Here is an 18,554-nt window from a genome sequence, read left to right as displayed (position 1 = left end):
TATTATTCTTATTTTAGAGTATTGCCTGCACCGTCGTACATCAGGAGATTTCCCGGAATGCCTGTAATGTGTCCCGGCTAATATACCGATAAAGAAACCGGACCATACTATCATGAAAACAATAGCCCATATCATTCCAGTCATATTGATACTAATGTCTGTCATAAATCTCCATTCCCAGGAAACGAAAGGGGATGCCTCATACCGGCAGCTTCATGACCGGGGGCAGTTCCGGGAAGCGCTCCCCATCATCCTGAAGAATCTTGATGAAATATACAGCACCAGGGTTGAGGACAAGCGTGTTCCCACGGAATTCATCTCCCTGAAAAATACTGAACAGGATATAGACCTGAAGGCGGTCTTCAGGGACAGAAAGGCCCGGGGATTTTTCATAGAAGAAAACAGCGAGCTGTATACACTTCACCTCTATGCCGGCCGATGCTACGCCGGGACAAAGGAGTATATCAGGGCCATCAACCAGTTCATCATGGCCCTGCGTTATAAAAAGATCGAATACGGAAAAGATGATGCCATCTACTACGACCTTTCACAGGCCTTTAAAAAGGAGGGACTGTTCCAGGCCTATGTCGATTCCCTTGAAACGGCCTATACACTCAATACCGCGCAGTACCGATACAGCCTTGAGCTGGGCCTGGACCTTGCCCGGACCAGTGAGAAAAAAAAGGCCCTCTTTCATCTTGAACGATATATTGATCAGAGCGGTGAAACCATTGAACCCCGTCTCCTGCTCATGGCCGGGAACCTTCATGAGGATCTGGGCCAGTACCTCAACACTGAGAAATACTATATCCGCTACCTGGAGAACAAACCTGATGACGGCCCCATCCATTTCGCCCTGGGATATATCGCTTTTAAAAGGACCGGCAATTTCGCCCTTGCCCAGAAATCCTTTGAACGCTCCCTGGAACTCCTTCCGCAGACGGAAATATTCCGAAGGTCCAAGGCCCATGAGTACCGAGGGGACATGTTTCTCCATAACCTGAAATATGAGAAGGCAGCTGCAAACTACCGGGAGACCATTGGGTACCAGGAACAGGTTCTGAAAAAAATAAATGAAACGGAAACCCGCATAGGTGAACTGGATAAAAAAATATCGGCCATCAAAACAGGACTGCTGAAAAACCAGGATTACGAGCAGTTCGAAGAATTCGAATATCTCCAGGGTGAGAAGGGCAAACTCTCCCTTGATCTTAACAGGCAGAAACACGATTATGCCGTGCTCAACGGCGGTGCTATCCGCTGGAACCTGGCCCGGTCCCTGGATAAACTGGAAAAATATGATGAAGCCATAAACTGGTACCGTGAGACCATTTCCTTCGACTATAATGCCAATGAAGCCCGGGACAGAATCATAAAATTACAGTTGAAAATAAAACGGGGTTATTAAACTGTTGCAGGAACCTTAAGAATTCTAAATTTCGAAAAATCTGACAATTCTACTATAAACAACAGGGAGGATACCGATATGTCCGGTCATTCAAAATGGGCTACCATTAAACGCAAAAAAGGAGCCATCGACGCCAAAAGAGGCGCCATGTTCACAAAAATAATCAGGGAAATAACCGTTGCGGCAAAAAACGGCGGCGACGATCTGAATGCCAACCCGCGTCTCAGAACCGCCGTCAACAAGGCCAAGGCGGTAAACATGCCCAATGACAACATTGACAGGGCTATCAAAAAGGGAACGGGATCGCTGGAGGGTGTCATCTATGAAGAAGTGAGATATGAAGGATACGGGCCCGGCGGCGTGGCAATCATGGTTGACTGCCTCACGGACAATAAAAACAGGACCACACCTGAAATCCGCACCATCTTTTCAAAAAACGGCGGGAACCTGGGAGAAAACGGTTCCGTGAGTTATCTTTTTGACCGAAAGGGAATGATAGTCATAGACGAGGGGCAGACCACCGAGGATGATGTCATTGAGATGCTTCTGGATTTTGACGTTGAGGACATCAAGACCGAAGACGGCGCCATCACCGTCATCACGACGCCTGAAGGATTCAACACCGTTTCAGAATTCCTCCAGGAGAAAAATATCAAGGTGTCGGTAAACGAGATAACCTTTATACCCAAAACAACCACCCTGCTTGACGAGAAAAAGGCAGGCCAGTGCCTCCGCATCATGGAACAGCTCGAAGATCAGGACGATGCTCAGAACGTCTACTCCAACTATGACATCCCCGATGACATAATGGCGAAATTGAGCGAATAACCGTGCGCATACTGGGCATTGATCCGGGCTACGGAATCCTCGGGTGGTCCATTATTGAGAAGGACTTCGTGATGGTGCAGTACGGCACCATCACCACGGAAAAGGGAATGCCCCTGGACGACAGGCTCCTGGATATCCACACCGGGCTTAAGCAGCTCATCGAAACCTATCACCCGCAGCACGTGGCAATGGAAAAACTCTTCTTCTCCAGGAATACCACCACGGCCCTGGATGTGGCCAAAACCATAGGCGTCATCATCCTCACCCTGAAACAGGCGGGACTTGACTACTGCGAATACACGCCCTCCCAGGTCAAGCAGGCCATAACGGGTTATGGTCGGGCTTCAAAAGAACAAATGCAGTCCATGATTAAGAAGCTCTTCAAGCTGGAGGACATCCCCCGGCCCGATGATGCCGCCGACGCCCTGGCCGTGGCTGCCTGCCATTCTTTTCGATTGTAAAGAACCCTCGATGCCGGGGCTCTCATATGACCGTATACATATCCCTTATGGCAAGACCGTCATTGAGGGAAAAAGTATATTCCTTTTCATGTTCATTTTGCCGAAGATCAGGCAGCACCACGGCCCGTTCCAGAACCCTGGACATTTTTTCATTCTCCGTCATGACATAGGCCGTGAGTTTTGAAATGCCCCTGTCCCGGGCAATACCGATGATCCGGTCCACCATGTAACTCCCGATGCCCATGCCCTGATATACCTCATCAACGATAAATGCTATTTCATGCGTTTTTTCATCGTCACTCCAGGCAAAACGGCACTCGGCGATAATGTGTTCAATTCCTCTTTTCTGGACAATACCCACAAGGGAGAGTGTATTGCGGTAGTCAATATTGACATAGGGCTGCATCCTGCTGTGTGGCATGGTTCTTACCGATGCGAGATATCGCATATACACGGTGTTTTCCGAAATTTTATAAAACATGCGCCGCATCATTTCCTCGTCGGAGACCTTGATGGGCCTGAACAATATCTCCCCGCTGCGACGTATTTTTTTTACTTCCTCCAGGTCCCGGGGATAATTCATGGCATGGTCTACACAGTATATCTGATCGGGGTACATGATTCCCGCCTGTTTCGCCTCCAGTATGAGGGATTCCCGATGCCTCGGATGAGCAATGTCGATCATGGCAATGGCCCGCTCCCTGATAGTCTTCCCGAAAACTGCAGCAATGCCGAATTCACTGACCACGTACCGTGTGCTCCCCAGCATGGACCTCACCTTCTCAGGCCTGTCGGAATGGGTGATGAGGATATTGCTCTGTCCCTGCTCATTGGTGGATCGCAGAACTACAATGGATTTCCCGTCACGGGAGTGCGTCGCAGCCGTGGAGAAATTGAGCTTACTATCGAATCCGTCCAGATTGTATTCATTTCCCGCAATTGAAACGGTGTCACCCGAAACATCAATTTTCTCCACATCCACAATGCTGGTCAGCCGCGCTATCCTGCTCAGCTCCTTCTGATAATAGGAATTCATAAGCGGAAGAACGGCCACGGCCCGGTTATTGTCAATGAATCGGAAGAGGTTTTCTGAACCGATGCACGATGTGGTCGCTACCGGTCCCCGGCTATTAAATGCACAATTCCTTGCCATGGTATCGGATTCCACAAGGTCAATTATCCAATCAGATACGACATGGGAACAAATAGACAAATCCTGTTTGTCTCTTAAAGATGCTGCAATGGCATTAAATACACTTCCCAGTCCCATTGATAGCGTTGCACCGTTCTCGATGAGATAGGAAACATGTCTCCCGATCTCCATCTCCGTTTTGTCCATTTCCCTGCCGGCATCTGACAGAAGGGGAGTATTACGCTCGATAATATAATCAAAGGCATTCAAAGGAATGGAGGTCTCACCGTGAGTCCGGGGAACATGGGGGTTTATTTCAGCGATGACCAGGGGAGTGTTGTCAACGACAAGCCGCGTTATATCATGAACCGGGCCCAGCGATACGTTCCCCGCCCTGTCGGGAGTGGACACCTGGACAATAGCCACATCGGTTTCCACCGCTCCCGATACAAAAAGATAAGGGAGCTCGGCGATAGTTGTAGGAATGAAATCAATGAAACTTGTAGCATATTTTTTTGCTATATTTTCTCCAACGATAAATGTCTTCAGTCGATATTTGCCCAGGTTACAGTCCTGGTCCTGGAAAAACGCCTGTATGGGTGCCGTCATAATGAATTCAAGATCCTTGAGGTTGCCGTGCAGGGTATTCATTATACCCCGCAGGGTCGTAACGGGAGTCACGGGGCCGCTGGAGAAAAATATCCTGTCGCCGGGCCTTATAAGCTCATATAGATTCGCATCTGTTATACGCTTCTTTTCGATGATATTCCTGATCTTCATGGCCGTCATATATCACAACCTGTTAAAGGAGCACTTATAGTACAACAAAGCAACACTATAATGTATATCGGCATATATCAGTGACGAATTGATGCATTCATCTTGTGAGTCATTTCAGCCTGTCGTGGTTGTTTAAGTTTAACATATACACACCCCTGACTACTTCACCTGAAAAATACATATATTTAAAATTATTCTTGCTATTTTACCATAAAATCACATTAATATAGCGTTTTAATTAATGGAATAAGGAGCAGTATATGAAAAAGATTTTACTGGCATTAATTTTCGCAACAGGATTTGTTTTCACCGCCAGCGCCCAGGATATGATGGACGATAGCGGCGGCGGAGCAAACAGCACCGACATTGCAATCTATGCCAATGGCGGTATCGGCTATGGCTCCGCCATATACGGTATTGGAGTGGGGGATAATGCTGAAACAAGTGACTTCTATTCAGGGAACGGTATGGGCGTTCATCTCGGCGGCATGTTAACCTGGAAATATCTTGCACTGCTGGGTTCCTGGCAGTATGCTGGCGCCCAAGACCTTGAAGATAAAGACGGCAATCCTTCGGGAATTGATAAGTTCAATTACAATGTCCTGGACCTCTCCCTGGGCCTCATACTGGCGCGTGAGCCCGGCGATATGGGATATACCCTTCTCTATGGCGGTTTCCGGTATTGGGGTGCAAAGATTGAGTCATCATTCAATTATGATGAAGTAGGTACCGGCTGGAGTGCAGGTATCCGTGACCTCAGCACCTTCTCCTTCGGCAGCGCCGCCCTTGCACTACAGTTCGGTTTGATACTTGATTCAGCACCGATAAAAAAGATAAATGGTCACGATACTTCACTCGATTTTAAAAGTTTCGGTATCGGTTTTGAAGCCGGTCTCGGCGTTGCCCTGGAGGATATGGGACTTCTCGTGATGTTCCTCTATCGAATGGACGTCGTGGCTTCGGTTGAGGATGAGTCTGCCTCCGGTTCATGGAGAGCTGCCGGTGTCGGCAACTATAACCTGTCCGTAACCTATCAGTTCGATATTTAATTTTATCGTGCATAATGATTATACAAGGGGTGCCCGTACCGGGTACCCCTTTTTTATGTCCGAAGGAGCTGGTGTGTGGCATCATCAGTTTTTATTCTTTCCTGCCTTTCTGAGGGAATCACGGATAGCATTAATAACCGCCTCGCTTGATTGTGTCGCGCCGGTCACTGTATCAACTTCAAGAGACCCGGTTTTAGTAACACGGTCGGCGATTTCTTTGACGGCTGTATCATACTTATTTTTCTGAAAACTCAGCACCTCGATCTTTTCAATTTTATTTGCCTTTACAAAAACTCTCACCTCATAGGTGAACGTATCGGTTTTATAACTCCCGTCGTATGCGCCGTCTTTGACACCTGAGAGGTCAAGCGCCTCATTCTGCAAATTTTTATCCGCGGGATAGCCGACCGTCTGGGCGAGTATGATTTTCTGTTTATCCGTCAGCGATAAAACCTTTTTGAGACTCTCCCTGTCTACCATGCCCCGAATAACTGTTGATAACCCTTCCGAAGCGCAGTAGAGATACACATTCTGACCGATAAAGCCTGAATGTGCCGATGTGTACATGGCCTTTTCCTCATCACTCACGGCAAAACCGGTAACTCCAATTTTTGTATAGTCAGCGACATATACCAGGTTTACCGGCGCTTTCTTTACAAAAGGCTGCAGCATGCTCCCTGTTATGCCCCTGAAGTCTCCTTTCGCCACGGGGCGTAAGGCATGTTCTTTATATTGATAAATATATATACCTTCCTCAAGAGCGACATAGATATCTGTTTCCTGCCAATTGACTGCCGAGGGTGCCGTACGCAAATTTTTAGAAGGCCTGTTCAGGCCGAACGCGGCCCAGAGGAGGTTTGAGAGGACCTGGTCGGGAAGTTTCTTTTCGCTGAAATTCCTTGAAGACTTTCTGTCTTTCAGGGCTTCCATAAGCGGTTTGCCGCCTTTTGTTTCAGGTGGAGGCAATTGAATGGTATTCATTCCCTCAACTGAGACTGTTAAATCTCTGCCGGAACAGCCGATTAAAAAGATTGTCAGAACTGTAAGCATAAATAATTTCAAATAAATCTGCCTTTTCATTATTGATCCTCCCTGGATATGAATATAGCGCCGCCACCCGAACTGGTCTCAGGTAACCATAATTTCTGATTATTGGCAGAACGTCCCCGGCTGGCAAGGTATTTTTAAGTTTAATGATATATTTAAAAATCCCATGCAAAATGAATATCGTATACCCTGAGCGGAAAAAGCTTGACATTATGTTACCACTGGTTACTATATTTACCAATGGTTACTTTTTATCTCCATAACATCCCTGGAGGCCCCCATGTCACAGCCAAATCGCAACAACCCTTACAGCTTCAGCGAATATCTCGAATGGCGCAAAAATGTCGATTACTATGCCGACGATCCCTTCATACACAAAGTAGTAAAACACTTCTGCGGCCCCGACAGTGAAAAGGTCGACACCCGGGCGCGCGTAATATCGAGAAAGGCATCCTTCCGCTGGCGCGACATGGCCGATGCCATATCCCGGCCCGAGAAGTGGCCCTTCATGCTGCACTACGATGGCCATCATAACCGGATCGACCGGATCGTGCGACCTCACGAGATTGAAGTCATGGAACGTGAAGTGTTCGGCGAACGCCTGTTTTCCGATTCTATTACACCATGGGAGAAGCTCATCGGCATGTACATCATCTACCAGAACAGCGAGGCCGGGATCGCCTGTCCCCTGACCTGCACCGAGGGGCTCGTGAAACTTCTGGAGAAATACGCTGATACACCGGAAACGAAACGCATCCTCTTGCACTGCAAAGAGGGGATCGACGGCCATGTGGCTATTGGTGCCCAGTACCTCTCGGAAATACAGGGTGGTTCCGATGTAGGGGCCAATATTCTCGAAGCGGTGCAGGAGAAGGGGTCCTGGCGCCTGTACGGGACTAAATTTTTCTGTTCAGCCACACACGCCGATTACGCCGTAGTGACGGCAAAACCGCATGGCTCTGAAAAGATCGCCCTCTTCGTGGTGCCTTCATGGCTTCCGGGAAACAGGGAGAAGGAAATACGCAACGGGTACACCATCGACCGGATCAAGTGGAAAATGGGAACCTGCGAACTGACCACGGCTGAGCTCACCTTCAACGGCGCCGTCGCCTATCCCGTTGGGCCCCTGGATAAAGGCCTGGCAAACGTCGTTGGTATTGTTCTTACCTATTCCCGCCTTACCGTGGGCCTCGCCTCGGGTGCCGGCATGGCCCGCAATTATCGTGAGGCAAAAAAATACAGCGAGTTCCGCGATGCCTTCACCATGCGGATCGGCGCCTTCCCCCTGGTGAAGCTGCAGCTGCGTGAAATGGACACAATTTCCCGGAGGACCACGGCGGGCTCCTTTAAACTTTACAGTGAGTTTCTTGGCCTGGAGGGAGGCCTCAAAGGGGGCCTTGCCTCGGACGAGTCGCCGGCAATGCGGCAGAAACGCTTCAACGTGCGAGAGCTCATAATGCTCCAGAAAATAACTGCGGCGGCCGATTCTACCGACCTGACGCGCAGGGCAATGTCTATTTTCGGCGGACACGGTGTCATGGAGGATTTCTCATCCCTGCCGCGCTTCTACCGGGACGCTGCCATCAACGAGCTCTGGGAAGGGCCCCGAAATGTGCTCATAACCCAGATACATAACGATGTTAATAAAGCGACCGGCTGGTATAAACCCGAGGATTTTATCACATCGGTTCTTCAAGGCGCCGACCCTTCCCTTATCCGGGAATATGCAGCCGAGATCAAGGAGCTGACGGCCCACCCTCATCTTTTTGGCGATGATGAAAAAACGATTGATATCTGCCGTCGATGGGACCGATTCAGCACGAACCTTTTTCATTCATACCAGGATCTGGCGCTCGCTGAAGTTGAGGAAAGTGAACGGTAGTCAATCCACGGGTTTCGTTACTGCTTGAATTTTGCGGCAATAATGCGGCCCAGTTGAAGCATATGGTCGGTGACCTCGCTCCTGTTTCTTCCCGGATAATTTCTGAAGGAGATGAGTACACCGTTCATCGCAGCAAAAAAAGCGTGGGAGAGTTTCCGCGAGCCGCCTTCAGGGCCTGTCTCCGGGAAGAAGCAGTCAAGGCGGTCCAGGAGCATGCGCTCCATGGCGTTGAGACGCTCCGTCAACTCACTGCTCAGAGAGCCATCCAGCATGAAATGGGTCATCATGCGGAAATATTGATCGTTATCGATGAGGAAGCGCAGGTATGTTTCCGCCATGGACTCTATTCCTTCTTTCTCCACAGCGGCGATAAGATCCATGAGTTCTCCGGCTCCCCGAAGGAACGCTTCGACAAATAGAGACTGCTGGTCCGGAAAATAGCGATAAATCAGCGCGTGGGATATTCCCGCCTCTCGGGCAATATCGCGAATGCTCACCTGGTCAAAGGGCTTAAGCGCGAACACCCGCTCCGCAGCCGCTACAATGATATCGCGCCGTGCTTCCCGCTCCTGTTCTCTATGTGCACCGAATGACGTTTCCTGTTTTCTATTGGTTTTCAGGCGATGATCTCCACTCTGTTTTTTCCGGTTTTTTTTGCCTGCGACAGGGCGTTCTCAGCTGATACTAACAGTTCATGGTCAGCTTCAATATCTCTCAGGGATTGAGATTCTCTAAGCGATACGCCAATGCTCGCGGTTACTGTAAAAACCCCGTCAGGGGTTACCACTGAATTATTCTCAATTTCTGCCCGTATCTTTTCTGACAGGCTTGCAGCATATTCAATTGAAGAACTGGTTGATAAGACAATAAAACTGTCGTCAGCAAAACGCGACACTATATCATTTTCAGTACTATTCCTGGTAATGATTTTGGAAGTTTCAAACAATATTATGTTTCCCGAACTTGACCCATAAAGAGTATTGATAGTCTTAAAATTATCAATATCAATCATAATTATCGCAACAGCATTATTGCTCTTAATAGATTTTTTTATTTCTTCCTGGATACGCTCGATTATATATGCCCGACTGAAAAGACCGGTAAGGCCGTCTTTCACCGTCAAATTATCGGTTCTCTTTATTGTTTCACGCGAAGATTCGATTTCTCCCGTTAATTTTTTCATGTTTTTATGTATTGATCCGGCCATGGTATTGAAAGATTCGGCGAGAGACTCGAATTCATCCTGTGACCCGGTCAATGAAATACGGGTTTCAAGATTCCCTTCCGATATTTGTTTCGCACCCTGGTTGAGCTGTTTTAAAGGACGTATTATATATTTAAAAAGCGTGAGGGCAAATACTGCATGAAAGAAAAGCATGACAATAATAACAAAGATAGCCTGCTTATAAAGATTCCGCATCGACTCATTAATCCCGCTCATATCTTTGACCACAAGCAGTATCGTGTTTCCCGAGTGAATATCACTGAAGGGAATATAGCAGTACATAATTTTTTTCTTATCATCTATCCGGAGATAGTATTCTTTACCCGAAAAATTTTTTACGGTAATCGACCTGAGAGCGTCCTTAACCATTGTCGCCGGAGTATCCAGTTTCGCGTCTGATTTATAGATGACCTCGTTTTTATCCGTTATGATGAAAAAATTCGTGGCAAACGGCTTAATCAATTCTATAAATTGATGAACATGTTCCTGTTTATTGTCGTGCACAAACAAGGTTCCCTTCAGTATCTCATCCGAAGATCTTTTTATAACATCGATCAAATTTGAAAATTGCTGTTCAACTTCCAGCTTGGAATTCTTACTGATAAGGTCTACCTGATTTTCAAATAAAATAAAAATTATAAAGGAGACATTAATTAGTGCGAGCATCATGTAGAAAAATAGTATTTTAAAACCAATGGATCTGGTGAATTTTATTTTCATCGTATTTGACATTACCTGAAAGATTTGATAATGTTACCAGAGGTTACCGTATTTTCAATGACTTTTTCACCCTTTAACACAATAATTAACAGGTAAACAAAAACCATGGAACCTATTTTACTATATTATAACCTTAAAATTGCATTCTCGGGTCTGATTCTTTTTGCTCTGATTAATTATCTTTATATATATTTAAAAGTGCCGCGGAAGGATACCCGGGCGTCATTGATAATAACCAGCCTGGCTTCCCTCTATCTTCTGAGCGATGTTTTCACCGACTTTTTCACCATTACCATGCCTCATGAAGATACTGCCAGGTTTTTAGTCTTACTAAAAGAACTAATTCCGCTCTTATTTTTATTCATGGCCCCTTATTATCTCGGGCGCCTGTATGTATTGAAAGGACCCCTTAAAAAAATCAACCTCGGCTTTTTCCTGGGCGGGCTTATGGCTTCGGGCCTGATAGCCGCCGCCATTATTTATGAACTGATTTTTATACATGATGCCATTAACATGGCAGTCAATGGTGGAACCGCACGCGTGCTGAGTCCCGGGTTATTATACAGTATAAGAAACATTCTCTTTGCGGTCTATTTGATATATACCATTATTCTCATGCTGATATCGGAAATGGAAAACAAAAGCAGCTTTCCCATAAAAAACATATTCACCGGCCTTGTTATAAGCAGTTATATCGTCTTTTATTATATTTATATCATTGTCTTCACCAGCCAGGGAGACGGGTCTCCTTACGCCGGCTTCCCGCATTTTTCGCTTGGCATTGTTATTTTCATAGTATTTATGTCTTTCTCGATAACCGATATCTCGGTTATTTCCGGAATGAAACTCATCGACATTCAAAATACCATAAATAAAAGCCTGTATCAGGATCCGGCTCTGGGACTGCCCAACAGGCATTGTTTTAAAAATGATTTACTGAACGAACTGAATACGTCTTTCCATAATGACATAAACATGTCTCTGTTTTTTTTAGACATTGACGATTTCCAGAATATCAATGAGTCCTATGGTGAATCCGTGGGGAATGAACTCCTCAGATTGCTCTCACGCAGACTGGCTGAAAATTTTGCCCATGCCGGCACCCTGTACCGTATCGGCGGTGATGAATTCGCGTTTTTAATGAAAGGGGCTGCCACCAATGAAGAAGCCGGCGATTTCGCTGCAAAAATAATATCAAGCCTGAGAAACCCCTTCTTCCTGGAAAAGGAGTCATATCTCATGACAGTCAGTATTGCCATACTCCTCGTCCCCCGCGACGGCGGGAATCCCGATATCATTATGAACAATGCATACAGCACAATACACAGTGCAAAGAAAAAAAAGAATACCTATATCTTTTTCGACAAAGCATTGCTGGAAGGCTCGGCGAGAAATATAAATACGGTCAATCTTCTCAGAAACTGCATCGTCAATGAAGAATTTGTCTTACATTATCAGCCCATCGTCGACACGGAAGGCAAGATAGTTTGCGCCGAGGCCCTGCTGCGGTGCACCAATAATAATCCCGAAATAGGCGGCCCTGGGAATTTTATTCCTTTAATCGAAAAAGCGGGCCTCATGAAGGACCTTGACAACCTGGTCGTCCGAAAGGCCTTTTACGATATGGAGATGAAAATAAAAAACAGGCTGGGTATCAGTATAAACATGTCCGCCGCACAGCTCACCGATCCCGCATACGGCGATTTTCTTGCCTCATTCGCAAAACAGCATTCAATTGAATCGGGACGGTTGATTCTTGAGATTACCGAAACCACTCTCATGGATAATATACTTATGGCGCGGGAAAGCCTGGCCAGGCTGAAGAACAAGGGATTTATTATTGCCATTGATGATTTTGGCAAAGGTTTTTCCTCTCTCAGCTATCTGGCTGAACTCCCCGTGGATATTCTTAAAATCGATATGGATTTTGTCCGTCCCGTACCGGGAGACAAGAAAAAGGAAATGCTGGCAAAATATATTATTGATCTGGGAAAATCCTTAAACCTGACGGTACTTGCCGAAGGATTTGAGCAGCCGGAGCAGGTTGATTTTTTCCGAAAGCATGGATGCGCGCTTTACCAGGGATATTACTTTTCACGGCCCCTGCCGCTTCAAGATCTTCTTGAAAAATATTCATTGTAATAACGACGGCAAAATTTTTCGGCCCGTTCAAAAACCAAGGATACTGTTCGCATGAATGCCGGAAAAGTTTTTATGGGGATATGGCAATTCCCATGGGAGCGGCTGTTAACTGAATAAAAAGTTCAACCCCTGATTCAGGCGCGTCGATATTCGCACGATATATCCTATTATCAGCTTTCGATGTCCAGTAAATCTTCCCCTCTTGAAGGTCCAGGGCGAGCTGGTCTTTAACGAATCCGCCGGCCGTAATCCAGTCCGTGGAGCTCCCGAAAGCGAGGTCAGTTCTTTTTATAATAGAGCTGATAACTGTACCATTTGACTCAGATTTGACATAATACACATACCCGCCGGAACCGTCTATAGCGATGCCCTTCAGGGGCACAAAAGGGGTGACTGTCCCGTCTCCTGACGCTGAAAATTGCTCTGTCCCCGTGCCTGCCGCAGCCATGGTGCCTGTGAGCATCGCTCCGACCAGTCCGCTCCCAAGTGTCCCATTTGTGTCCCAGGAAGTATTGGCCGTGACCAATATATTGCCGTTAACTGTATCAAGCGCGATGCAATAAGTATAGTCATAGATAAGATTGCTGATCCATTTTACCGGCGCCGGCGAAGAAAGGGGTGAGCGCCATACATCATTATGACTTGAGGCATATTGGAATGTATTCCAGTACATGACGGCATTGCCCGGGTCAATGGCAATGGCTGAAGGGCCATGATAGGCCGCAACATAATATATATCACCAATAAATGTTTCATCGCCAGTTCCATCAAGATTTGCTCTATTAATAATATACTGCGTCCCCGTGTCCTCGGTCCAGTAAATCTTTTGCCCCGGCATATAGAGTTCAATGTCCAGTGGTGTTCCCGTGGCAGTGAGTATTTCCTCTTGAAGGCTCCCGTCGGTACTGGCCCTTTTTATGCTTCCCGTGCTTTCCGACCAGTAAATCCTGAAGCGAGCATCCGGGACATCCTTATCAAACAGCACTTCAAATCCGGCACTGCATGCCGTGTACAGTGCTCCAGAGATAACTATACTCATGGAAAGGAAAAGACATTTCACCACGTTGTTTGATTTCAAGAAACTTATCGTCATGAAATATTTTTTTACTCCTTTCTGTATTATCATTTCATGCCTGGCTTTAATTTAAAAAAGATATCCCGCTCCCATGGAAAATCCAACCCCGAATAGGGGCGCCGTATTGTCATAAATATAATCGAACCTCAAGCGCGGGGAGATCACCCAGGAAGAGATGAGAAATTCCGGCCCGGCTGTAAAGGATGAATGAAACTTGGCACCTTCAGTTTCGCGGTATCTACCCTGCACCGCGTAATAACCGATTCCCAGGGCGGGAGACATGGCCAGATGTAATGAATAACCGCGGATGCTCACGGGAATTATCCATACGGCGCCGAGACCGGAACGGAAAGCTGAGATTTTTCTTATATCTCTTTCTGCGTGAAAATATTGAACATCTAAGTTCATACCATCGGGTAAAAATGTATAACCGGTCTGAAACCGGATTTCGCCTGAAACGGACATTCCAAAGCTGCAGGGCAAAACAGATTGTATTTCCCCTGTATTAAAAATAATAAAAGGTGACCCGAACAATAAGTATTGCATGGAATCGTCTGCCGGTTTTTTGCCGCCGGTTTTTCCCGCTTCGAGTTTTTCAATACCTGCCTGGTAGTTCGTTTTCACCACTGATTCATCAATGCTTATCCCCATTTTTTTGAAAAGCAGGACATCATCCTCATACTTTTCCGTCCGATGGATTTCTTTGATCTGCGCATAGTATATGGTAAACGTACCATGATAGTTGGCGAACTTCACGTGCTTGTTTTTAACCTCTTCTATTATTTTGCCATTGAGGATCATATCGTCTTTGGTGACAACCACATCAGCCATGCCGATACAAGGTAGCAATAACATAACAGACGCAAAAAACAGAGGCCGGATTTTTCTCATCATCATTTATCGGTAATTTTTATGATTCTGTCTTTTTTAACATTAATACTGCCGATTGAGGTCTTAAGTGCAATATGATCCGCGGTTTCTTCGATGATTGTCCCTTTGAAGGTGTTCCCGTCGCTGGTATGGATAACCAGGTACCTGTCCGCTTTCATTTCCGGTTCTTTTTTTTGTGATACTATTTTCTCGATTTTTTCCCGCGTGTCAGCAGAAAGATCTATTTTAATCGTGTTTTGTTTTTCAATGCCATTGTCAGTATTTACATCATTTTCCTTGATCATCCTGCTCAACTCAGGATCATTTAATTTTGTGTTTAATTGCATTGAAATTTCCACAAGTTCCTTTTCTCCGCTCCGCGATCCTAGTATAAACAGCTTCCGGTTGGAACAACGGGCATACTGTGATGAAGGATCTGACGTGACAACCTTCAAATAATTATCCACGGCCCGTTTCGTTTCCCCCATACCGGCGAAACACCGGGCCTTGAAATAGGTAATACGGGAAATATCTTCAGGTTTTGCCTCGTGTTCCACTGCATCAAGAATCGCAAGGGCCCGTTTGTAATCCAGCAGGTTGACCAGCTGCTGACTTTGTGACAGCGAGTCATCCTTACCGCTCAATACCCGCTGCCGCGCGAGACTGAAACCTTCAAGATACCGCAGCAGGACCGTAGCGGTAATCGCGCTGTTCTCCCTGCCGTATTTTTCAATAATAATCAAATAGTTTTTTCGCGCTTTTCCGTCAAGCTGGGAAAGTGCGTAACAGTATCCCTGATGAAGTAAAATCCCGGCCCTTATGCTGTCAGGCAGATTTGTTTCAGCAAGGCTTTTATCGTAAAGTTCTATAGCGCGTTTATAATGAAAGTTCCGTTCATAATAATATGCCAGGTCCACGTTGATAGAAACCGGATCATTTTCGTGGTGATAGGTGAGCGGAATTTTACCGAGCATGAGCCTGTTAAAGTTGATCACCCTGATCGCCGGTAAAGAAAACAAACTGAACATTGAGGCGAATTGATTGTTATTTTCTGTTTTGAGATTCGCCAGAGAATTAATTTTATACTCAATGGCATCGGCTTTGTCCTGGGTCATCCTGTTCTCAAATAATTTCTTATGTGTTTCATAGGTGGTCACCAGTCCAATATTGTCAATACGGCCCTCACTGCGGTCAATATCCTGAAGAAGCATTGTAAGTTCATTCAGCCTTATCGAAATCATGGTATCATTTACCATCATAATGAAGGAAATGAATATCACGGTCGCCGGAATCAATAGTATAATGTTTCTGTTTTTTTTCATGACATAATTATTGGCTTTTTCACATAACGTATCATCCTCTTGCTCAGAGGATAATGTCAGACGCTTCATTAAAAATACCTACTGTTCATTGGTATGACAAGCAATTAATAGCACCTGCCGGATCAGGAATAGAAAACATAGGTTTTTATGTCTCTATTTAATGAATTAGATCTGGATCCAGTCGCGCAGGGTTTTAGGTCCGATGATTCGTGAGGGCAAGAATTTTTAAAATTTTACTTTGTAGTTAATTCTACAGATTTTTTAGTGAACTTATTTTTCCTATTTCACCTGAAATTACAATTGAATCATTATAGGAGAAAATATATTCGGGTTTTGGCATTGCTTTTATAATCGATTTATTTTCACTATTACTTCTTATAAGGAGAATGTCTATTCCGTATTTTGCCCGAATATTTAATTCTTTAATTGATTTGCCAATGAACTTTTCAGGGATGGATATTTCTGTCATTGCGTATCCTTCAAAAAAATGCACATCCGAATCTATATTCTTCATTGTTATTTTGCTTGCATAAGAGGAAGTGATATCTCTTCTTTCAATTTCTTTATTATATGCATCAAGAATATCTTTACGCCATATCATGCCAAGAAGTTTATCCCCTTTTTTCTTATCAACAACCGGTATCCCCTGAAGATTGCTTTCACTTAATCTGTCAATAGCTTCCTGACAGGTATCATCAAGAGTGAGTGCTTCAACAGTTTTATTTGAAATATCATCGGCGATTAAAAGATCGCGCAAAATATCTTTTTCATATAAATATTCTTTAATATCATAAATGGATATTATTCCTTTAAACCTTTTCTGTGAATCTATAACCGGGAAATAGGGATCTCGTCCTATAAGAATCTTATTAACAACTTCATCAAATTTAATATTTGAGTATATACTTTCAATATCCTTCGTATAAACATCCTTAACAAAAATTGATTTCATTATATTAATTTCTGCTCCGTCTTTAATATGAATATTCCGGTTTACCAGCTTAAGCGTGTAGATCGATTCCCTGGAAAATTTTGTGGCAATTAAAGTGCTGATTATACAGGTGATCATCAAAGGAAGGATGATATTATTATCCTTTGTTAATTCAAAGACGACAATAATTGCTGTTATCGGGGCATAGGTTGTTGCAGCAACAAGTCCTCCCATTGCTACCACTGCATAGGTACCGGATCCCGATGTTATTGCAGGAAAATAACTATGAACAATTGTTCCAAATGCAGCACCGGTCATTGCCCCGAGAAATAATGACGGAGCAAAAATACCTCCCGAACCGCCCGATCCAAGAGACATTGACGTAACAAATATTTTCACAAAAATCATCATGACGGCCATATACCAGATAATTTCACCATGCAGCGCGCCGGTTATTGTTTCATATCCGGAACCCATTATTTCAGGGAAAAAGACTGCTACGGATCCTATGATTAAGCCTCCTACTGCAGGCTTAAGATATTCCGGAAATTTAAATGTTAAGTCAAAAAAATCTTCTGAAGCATAAAGAACCTTAATAAATAGTGCACCAACCATAGCTGTAAATATTGCTAATATAAAATAAAAGATAATCTCATACGGGTGGGCAAGCTGATAGCTTTGCGGCATGATTTTAAAGGCGGCAAAATCACCTTCAAACTTATGAGATACTATTGTCGCCATTACAGAGGAAATAACTATGGGAGAAAATTGCGTAAACGTGAAATCCTGAAGTATTATTTCTACAGCAAAGAGAGCTCCTGCTACCGGAGCATTGAATGCTGCTGCAATCCCGGCCGCGGCTCCGCATCCTACAAAGGTATTCATTCGATTTCTTGATACTTTAAAAAATTGTCCTATTGATGATCCAATACTGGCACCAATCTGTACGATAGGGCCCTCTCTTCCGACAGAACCGCCCGTACCAATCGTTATCGATGACGCAATAGCTTTAATTATCGCAACCCTCGGCCTTATAACACCACCTTTTAATAATATTGCCTGCATGACCTCAGGAACACCATGACCTTTTGCTTCCCTTGCAAAAAAGAAAATAAGTGGTCCTACAATCAGGCCTCCAATGCCGGGTACAAGTATCTTTAAATACCATGGCGCTGAAATTATATTTGATAAAAGAGAAGCGTTGCCCGGGAAGGATAAATCAGAAATTGTTTTAATCATTATTCTGATTAGAACCGCGCCAAAGCCGGCAATCGTGCCGATGATCAAAGCCATAATAACCATAAATGAATGTTCAGTCATCTTGGCTTTGTCTATAAGTTTTAAAAGTTTTACTGAAGATGTTGTATATATTTGGGAAAAGAGATTTTTCATGCTTAACAATTATTTCCTCGAAAAATTTCCAAAACAATTCTCCTTTGAGATAGTAATATTCAGGAACAGCCATCACGAAAACCCGACCCACTGAATCTGAACATCTCTTCTCTGATCCTGTTTCAGGAAACCATGACGATTCTTTATTTACAGAACATGCCGGGATTGCAAGGCTTTTTTAAATTTTCATTCACCGGAATAGTCGCGTGCCAGATATACATACATATATTAAAACTGCTACAGCACCCATTTATTAATACCTGCCGTAGCATAGACAGGACCTATACATT

Annotated in this window: 13 protein-coding genes and 1 pseudogene; 6 read left to right on the top strand and 8 right to left on the bottom strand. The window is 44.8% G+C overall.

What is annotated here, in order from left to right; genetic code table 11:
* The first annotated feature begins 112 nt into the window (after window positions 1–112).
* The 3 genes from CVV44_09685 to CVV44_09675 all read left to right on the top strand — a co-directional run bounded on the left by CVV44_09685 (window position 113) and on the right by CVV44_09675 (window position 2,697).
* Window positions 113–1,408 (top strand): hypothetical protein, encoded by a 1,296-nt coding sequence (locus CVV44_09685; protein ID PKL39126.1) that lies wholly within the window; start codon window positions 113–115, stop codon window positions 1,406–1,408.
* 78 nt (window positions 1,409–1,486) lie between these two features.
* Window positions 1,487–2,236, top strand: a complete 750-nt coding sequence (locus CVV44_09680) for a YebC/PmpR family DNA-binding transcriptional regulator (protein PKL39125.1) — start codon at window positions 1,487–1,489, stop codon at window positions 2,234–2,236.
* Window positions 2,237–2,238: 2 nt separating this feature from the next.
* Window positions 2,239–2,697: a crossover junction endodeoxyribonuclease RuvC gene (locus CVV44_09675; protein ID PKL39124.1), complete on the top strand. Its 459-nt coding sequence runs from the start codon at window positions 2,239–2,241 to the stop codon at window positions 2,695–2,697.
* 22 nt (window positions 2,698–2,719) lie between these two features.
* On the opposite strand, the gene CVV44_09670 is transcribed toward CVV44_09675, so the two are convergent.
* Window positions 2,720–4,618, bottom strand: a complete 1,899-nt coding sequence (locus CVV44_09670; GenBank protein PKL39123.1) for a hypothetical protein — start codon at window positions 4,616–4,618, stop codon at window positions 2,720–2,722.
* Window positions 4,619–4,869: 251 nt separating this feature from the next.
* On the opposite strand from CVV44_09670, the gene CVV44_09665 reads away from it, so the two are divergent.
* Complete coding sequence (locus CVV44_09665) at window positions 4,870–5,658, top strand: hypothetical protein (GenBank protein ID PKL39122.1); 789 nt, start codon at window positions 4,870–4,872, stop codon at window positions 5,656–5,658.
* Between the two features lie 396 nt (window positions 5,659–6,054).
* Here the strand turns inward: CVV44_09665 and CVV44_09660 are convergent.
* Window positions 6,055–6,708: pseudogene (locus CVV44_09660) on the bottom strand (nitroreductase).
* A gap of 277 nt (window positions 6,709–6,985) precedes the next feature.
* Between CVV44_09660 and CVV44_09655 the strand changes: the two are divergent.
* A complete protein-coding gene (locus tag CVV44_09655; protein PKL39121.1) occupies window positions 6,986–8,587 on the top strand; it encodes an acyl-CoA dehydrogenase in 1,602 nt (533 codons plus the stop codon).
* 17 nt (window positions 8,588–8,604) lie between these two features.
* On the opposite strand, the gene CVV44_09650 is transcribed toward CVV44_09655, so the two are convergent.
* Both CVV44_09650 and CVV44_09645 read right to left on the bottom strand, forming a co-directional pair.
* Window positions 8,605–9,207, bottom strand: a complete 603-nt coding sequence (locus CVV44_09650) for a TetR/AcrR family transcriptional regulator (protein PKL39120.1) — start codon at window positions 9,205–9,207, stop codon at window positions 8,605–8,607.
* The gene (locus tag CVV44_09645) at window positions 9,204–10,544 is read right to left on the bottom strand and encodes a hypothetical protein (GenBank protein ID PKL39119.1); all 1,341 of its coding nucleotides are present in this window, start codon (window positions 10,542–10,544) and stop codon (window positions 9,204–9,206) included. The genes CVV44_09650 and CVV44_09645 overlap by 4 nt, the downstream gene beginning before the upstream one ends.
* 93 nt (window positions 10,545–10,637) lie before the next feature.
* On the opposite strand from CVV44_09645, the gene CVV44_09640 reads away from it, so the two are divergent.
* On the top strand, window positions 10,638–12,674 hold the full coding sequence (locus CVV44_09640) for a hypothetical protein (GenBank protein PKL39118.1): 2,037 nt from the start codon (window positions 10,638–10,640) through the stop codon (window positions 12,672–12,674).
* Between the two features lie 70 nt (window positions 12,675–12,744).
* Here CVV44_09640 and CVV44_09635 read toward each other — a convergent pair whose 3' ends face one another.
* From CVV44_09635 to CVV44_09620, 4 genes are all read right to left on the bottom strand, one after another.
* Window positions 12,745–13,800, bottom strand: a complete 1,056-nt coding sequence (locus tag CVV44_09635) for a hypothetical protein (GenBank protein PKL39117.1) — start codon at window positions 13,798–13,800, stop codon at window positions 12,745–12,747.
* 18 nt (window positions 13,801–13,818) lie between these two features.
* Entirely contained in the window at window positions 13,819–14,580 is a 762-nt protein-coding gene (locus CVV44_09630) for a hypothetical protein (protein ID PKL39116.1), read from the bottom strand.
* 62 nt (window positions 14,581–14,642) lie between these two features.
* A complete protein-coding gene (locus CVV44_09625) occupies window positions 14,643–15,941 on the bottom strand; it encodes a hypothetical protein (protein ID PKL39115.1) in 1,299 nt (432 codons plus the stop codon).
* A gap of 250 nt (window positions 15,942–16,191) precedes the next feature.
* The gene (locus CVV44_09620) at window positions 16,192–18,264 is read right to left on the bottom strand and encodes a chloride channel protein (protein ID PKL39114.1); all 2,073 of its coding nucleotides are present in this window, start codon (window positions 18,262–18,264) and stop codon (window positions 16,192–16,194) included.
* Window positions 18,265–18,554 lie beyond the last annotated feature (290 nt).

It is taken from the genome of Spirochaetae bacterium HGW-Spirochaetae-1, from assembly GCA_002839375.1.
In the GTDB taxonomy this organism is placed as follows: domain Bacteria; phylum Spirochaetota; class UBA4802; order UBA4802; family UBA5550; genus PGXY01.
Note: the sequence above shows the minus strand (reverse complement) of the source record. Positions and strands in the feature narration are given on the sequence as shown.

Bases quoted from the DNA above. Each gene is read 5' to 3' on its own strand.
- CVV44_09685 (PKL39126.1), top strand. From the start codon at position 113: ATGAAAACAATAGCCCATATCATTCCAGTCATATTGATACTAATGTCT.
- CVV44_09680 (PKL39125.1), top strand. From the start codon at position 1,487: ATGTCCGGTCATTCAAAATGGGCTACCATTAAACGCAAAAAAGGAGCC.
- CVV44_09670 (PKL39123.1), bottom strand. From the start codon at position 4,618: ATGACGGCCATGAAGATCAGGAATATCATCGAAAAGAAGCGTATAACA.
- CVV44_09665 (PKL39122.1), top strand. From the start codon at position 4,870: ATGAAAAAGATTTTACTGGCATTAATTTTCGCAACAGGATTTGTTTTC.
- CVV44_09655 (PKL39121.1), top strand. From the start codon at position 6,986: ATGTCACAGCCAAATCGCAACAACCCTTACAGCTTCAGCGAATATCTC.
- CVV44_09645 (PKL39119.1), bottom strand. From the start codon at position 10,544: ATGTCAAATACGATGAAAATAAAATTCACCAGATCCATTGGTTTTAAA.
- CVV44_09640 (PKL39118.1), top strand. From the start codon at position 10,638: ATGGAACCTATTTTACTATATTATAACCTTAAAATTGCATTCTCGGGT.
- CVV44_09635 (PKL39117.1), bottom strand. From the start codon at position 13,800: ATGATAATACAGAAAGGAGTAAAAAAATATTTCATGACGATAAGTTTC.
- CVV44_09630 (PKL39116.1), bottom strand. From the start codon at position 14,580: ATGGCTGATGTGGTTGTCACCAAAGACGATATGATCCTCAATGGCAAA.
- CVV44_09625 (PKL39115.1), bottom strand. From the start codon at position 15,941: ATGAAAAAAAACAGAAACATTATACTATTGATTCCGGCGACCGTGATA.
- CVV44_09620 (PKL39114.1), bottom strand. From the start codon at position 18,264: ATGAAAAATCTCTTTTCCCAAATATATACAACATCTTCAGTAAAACTT.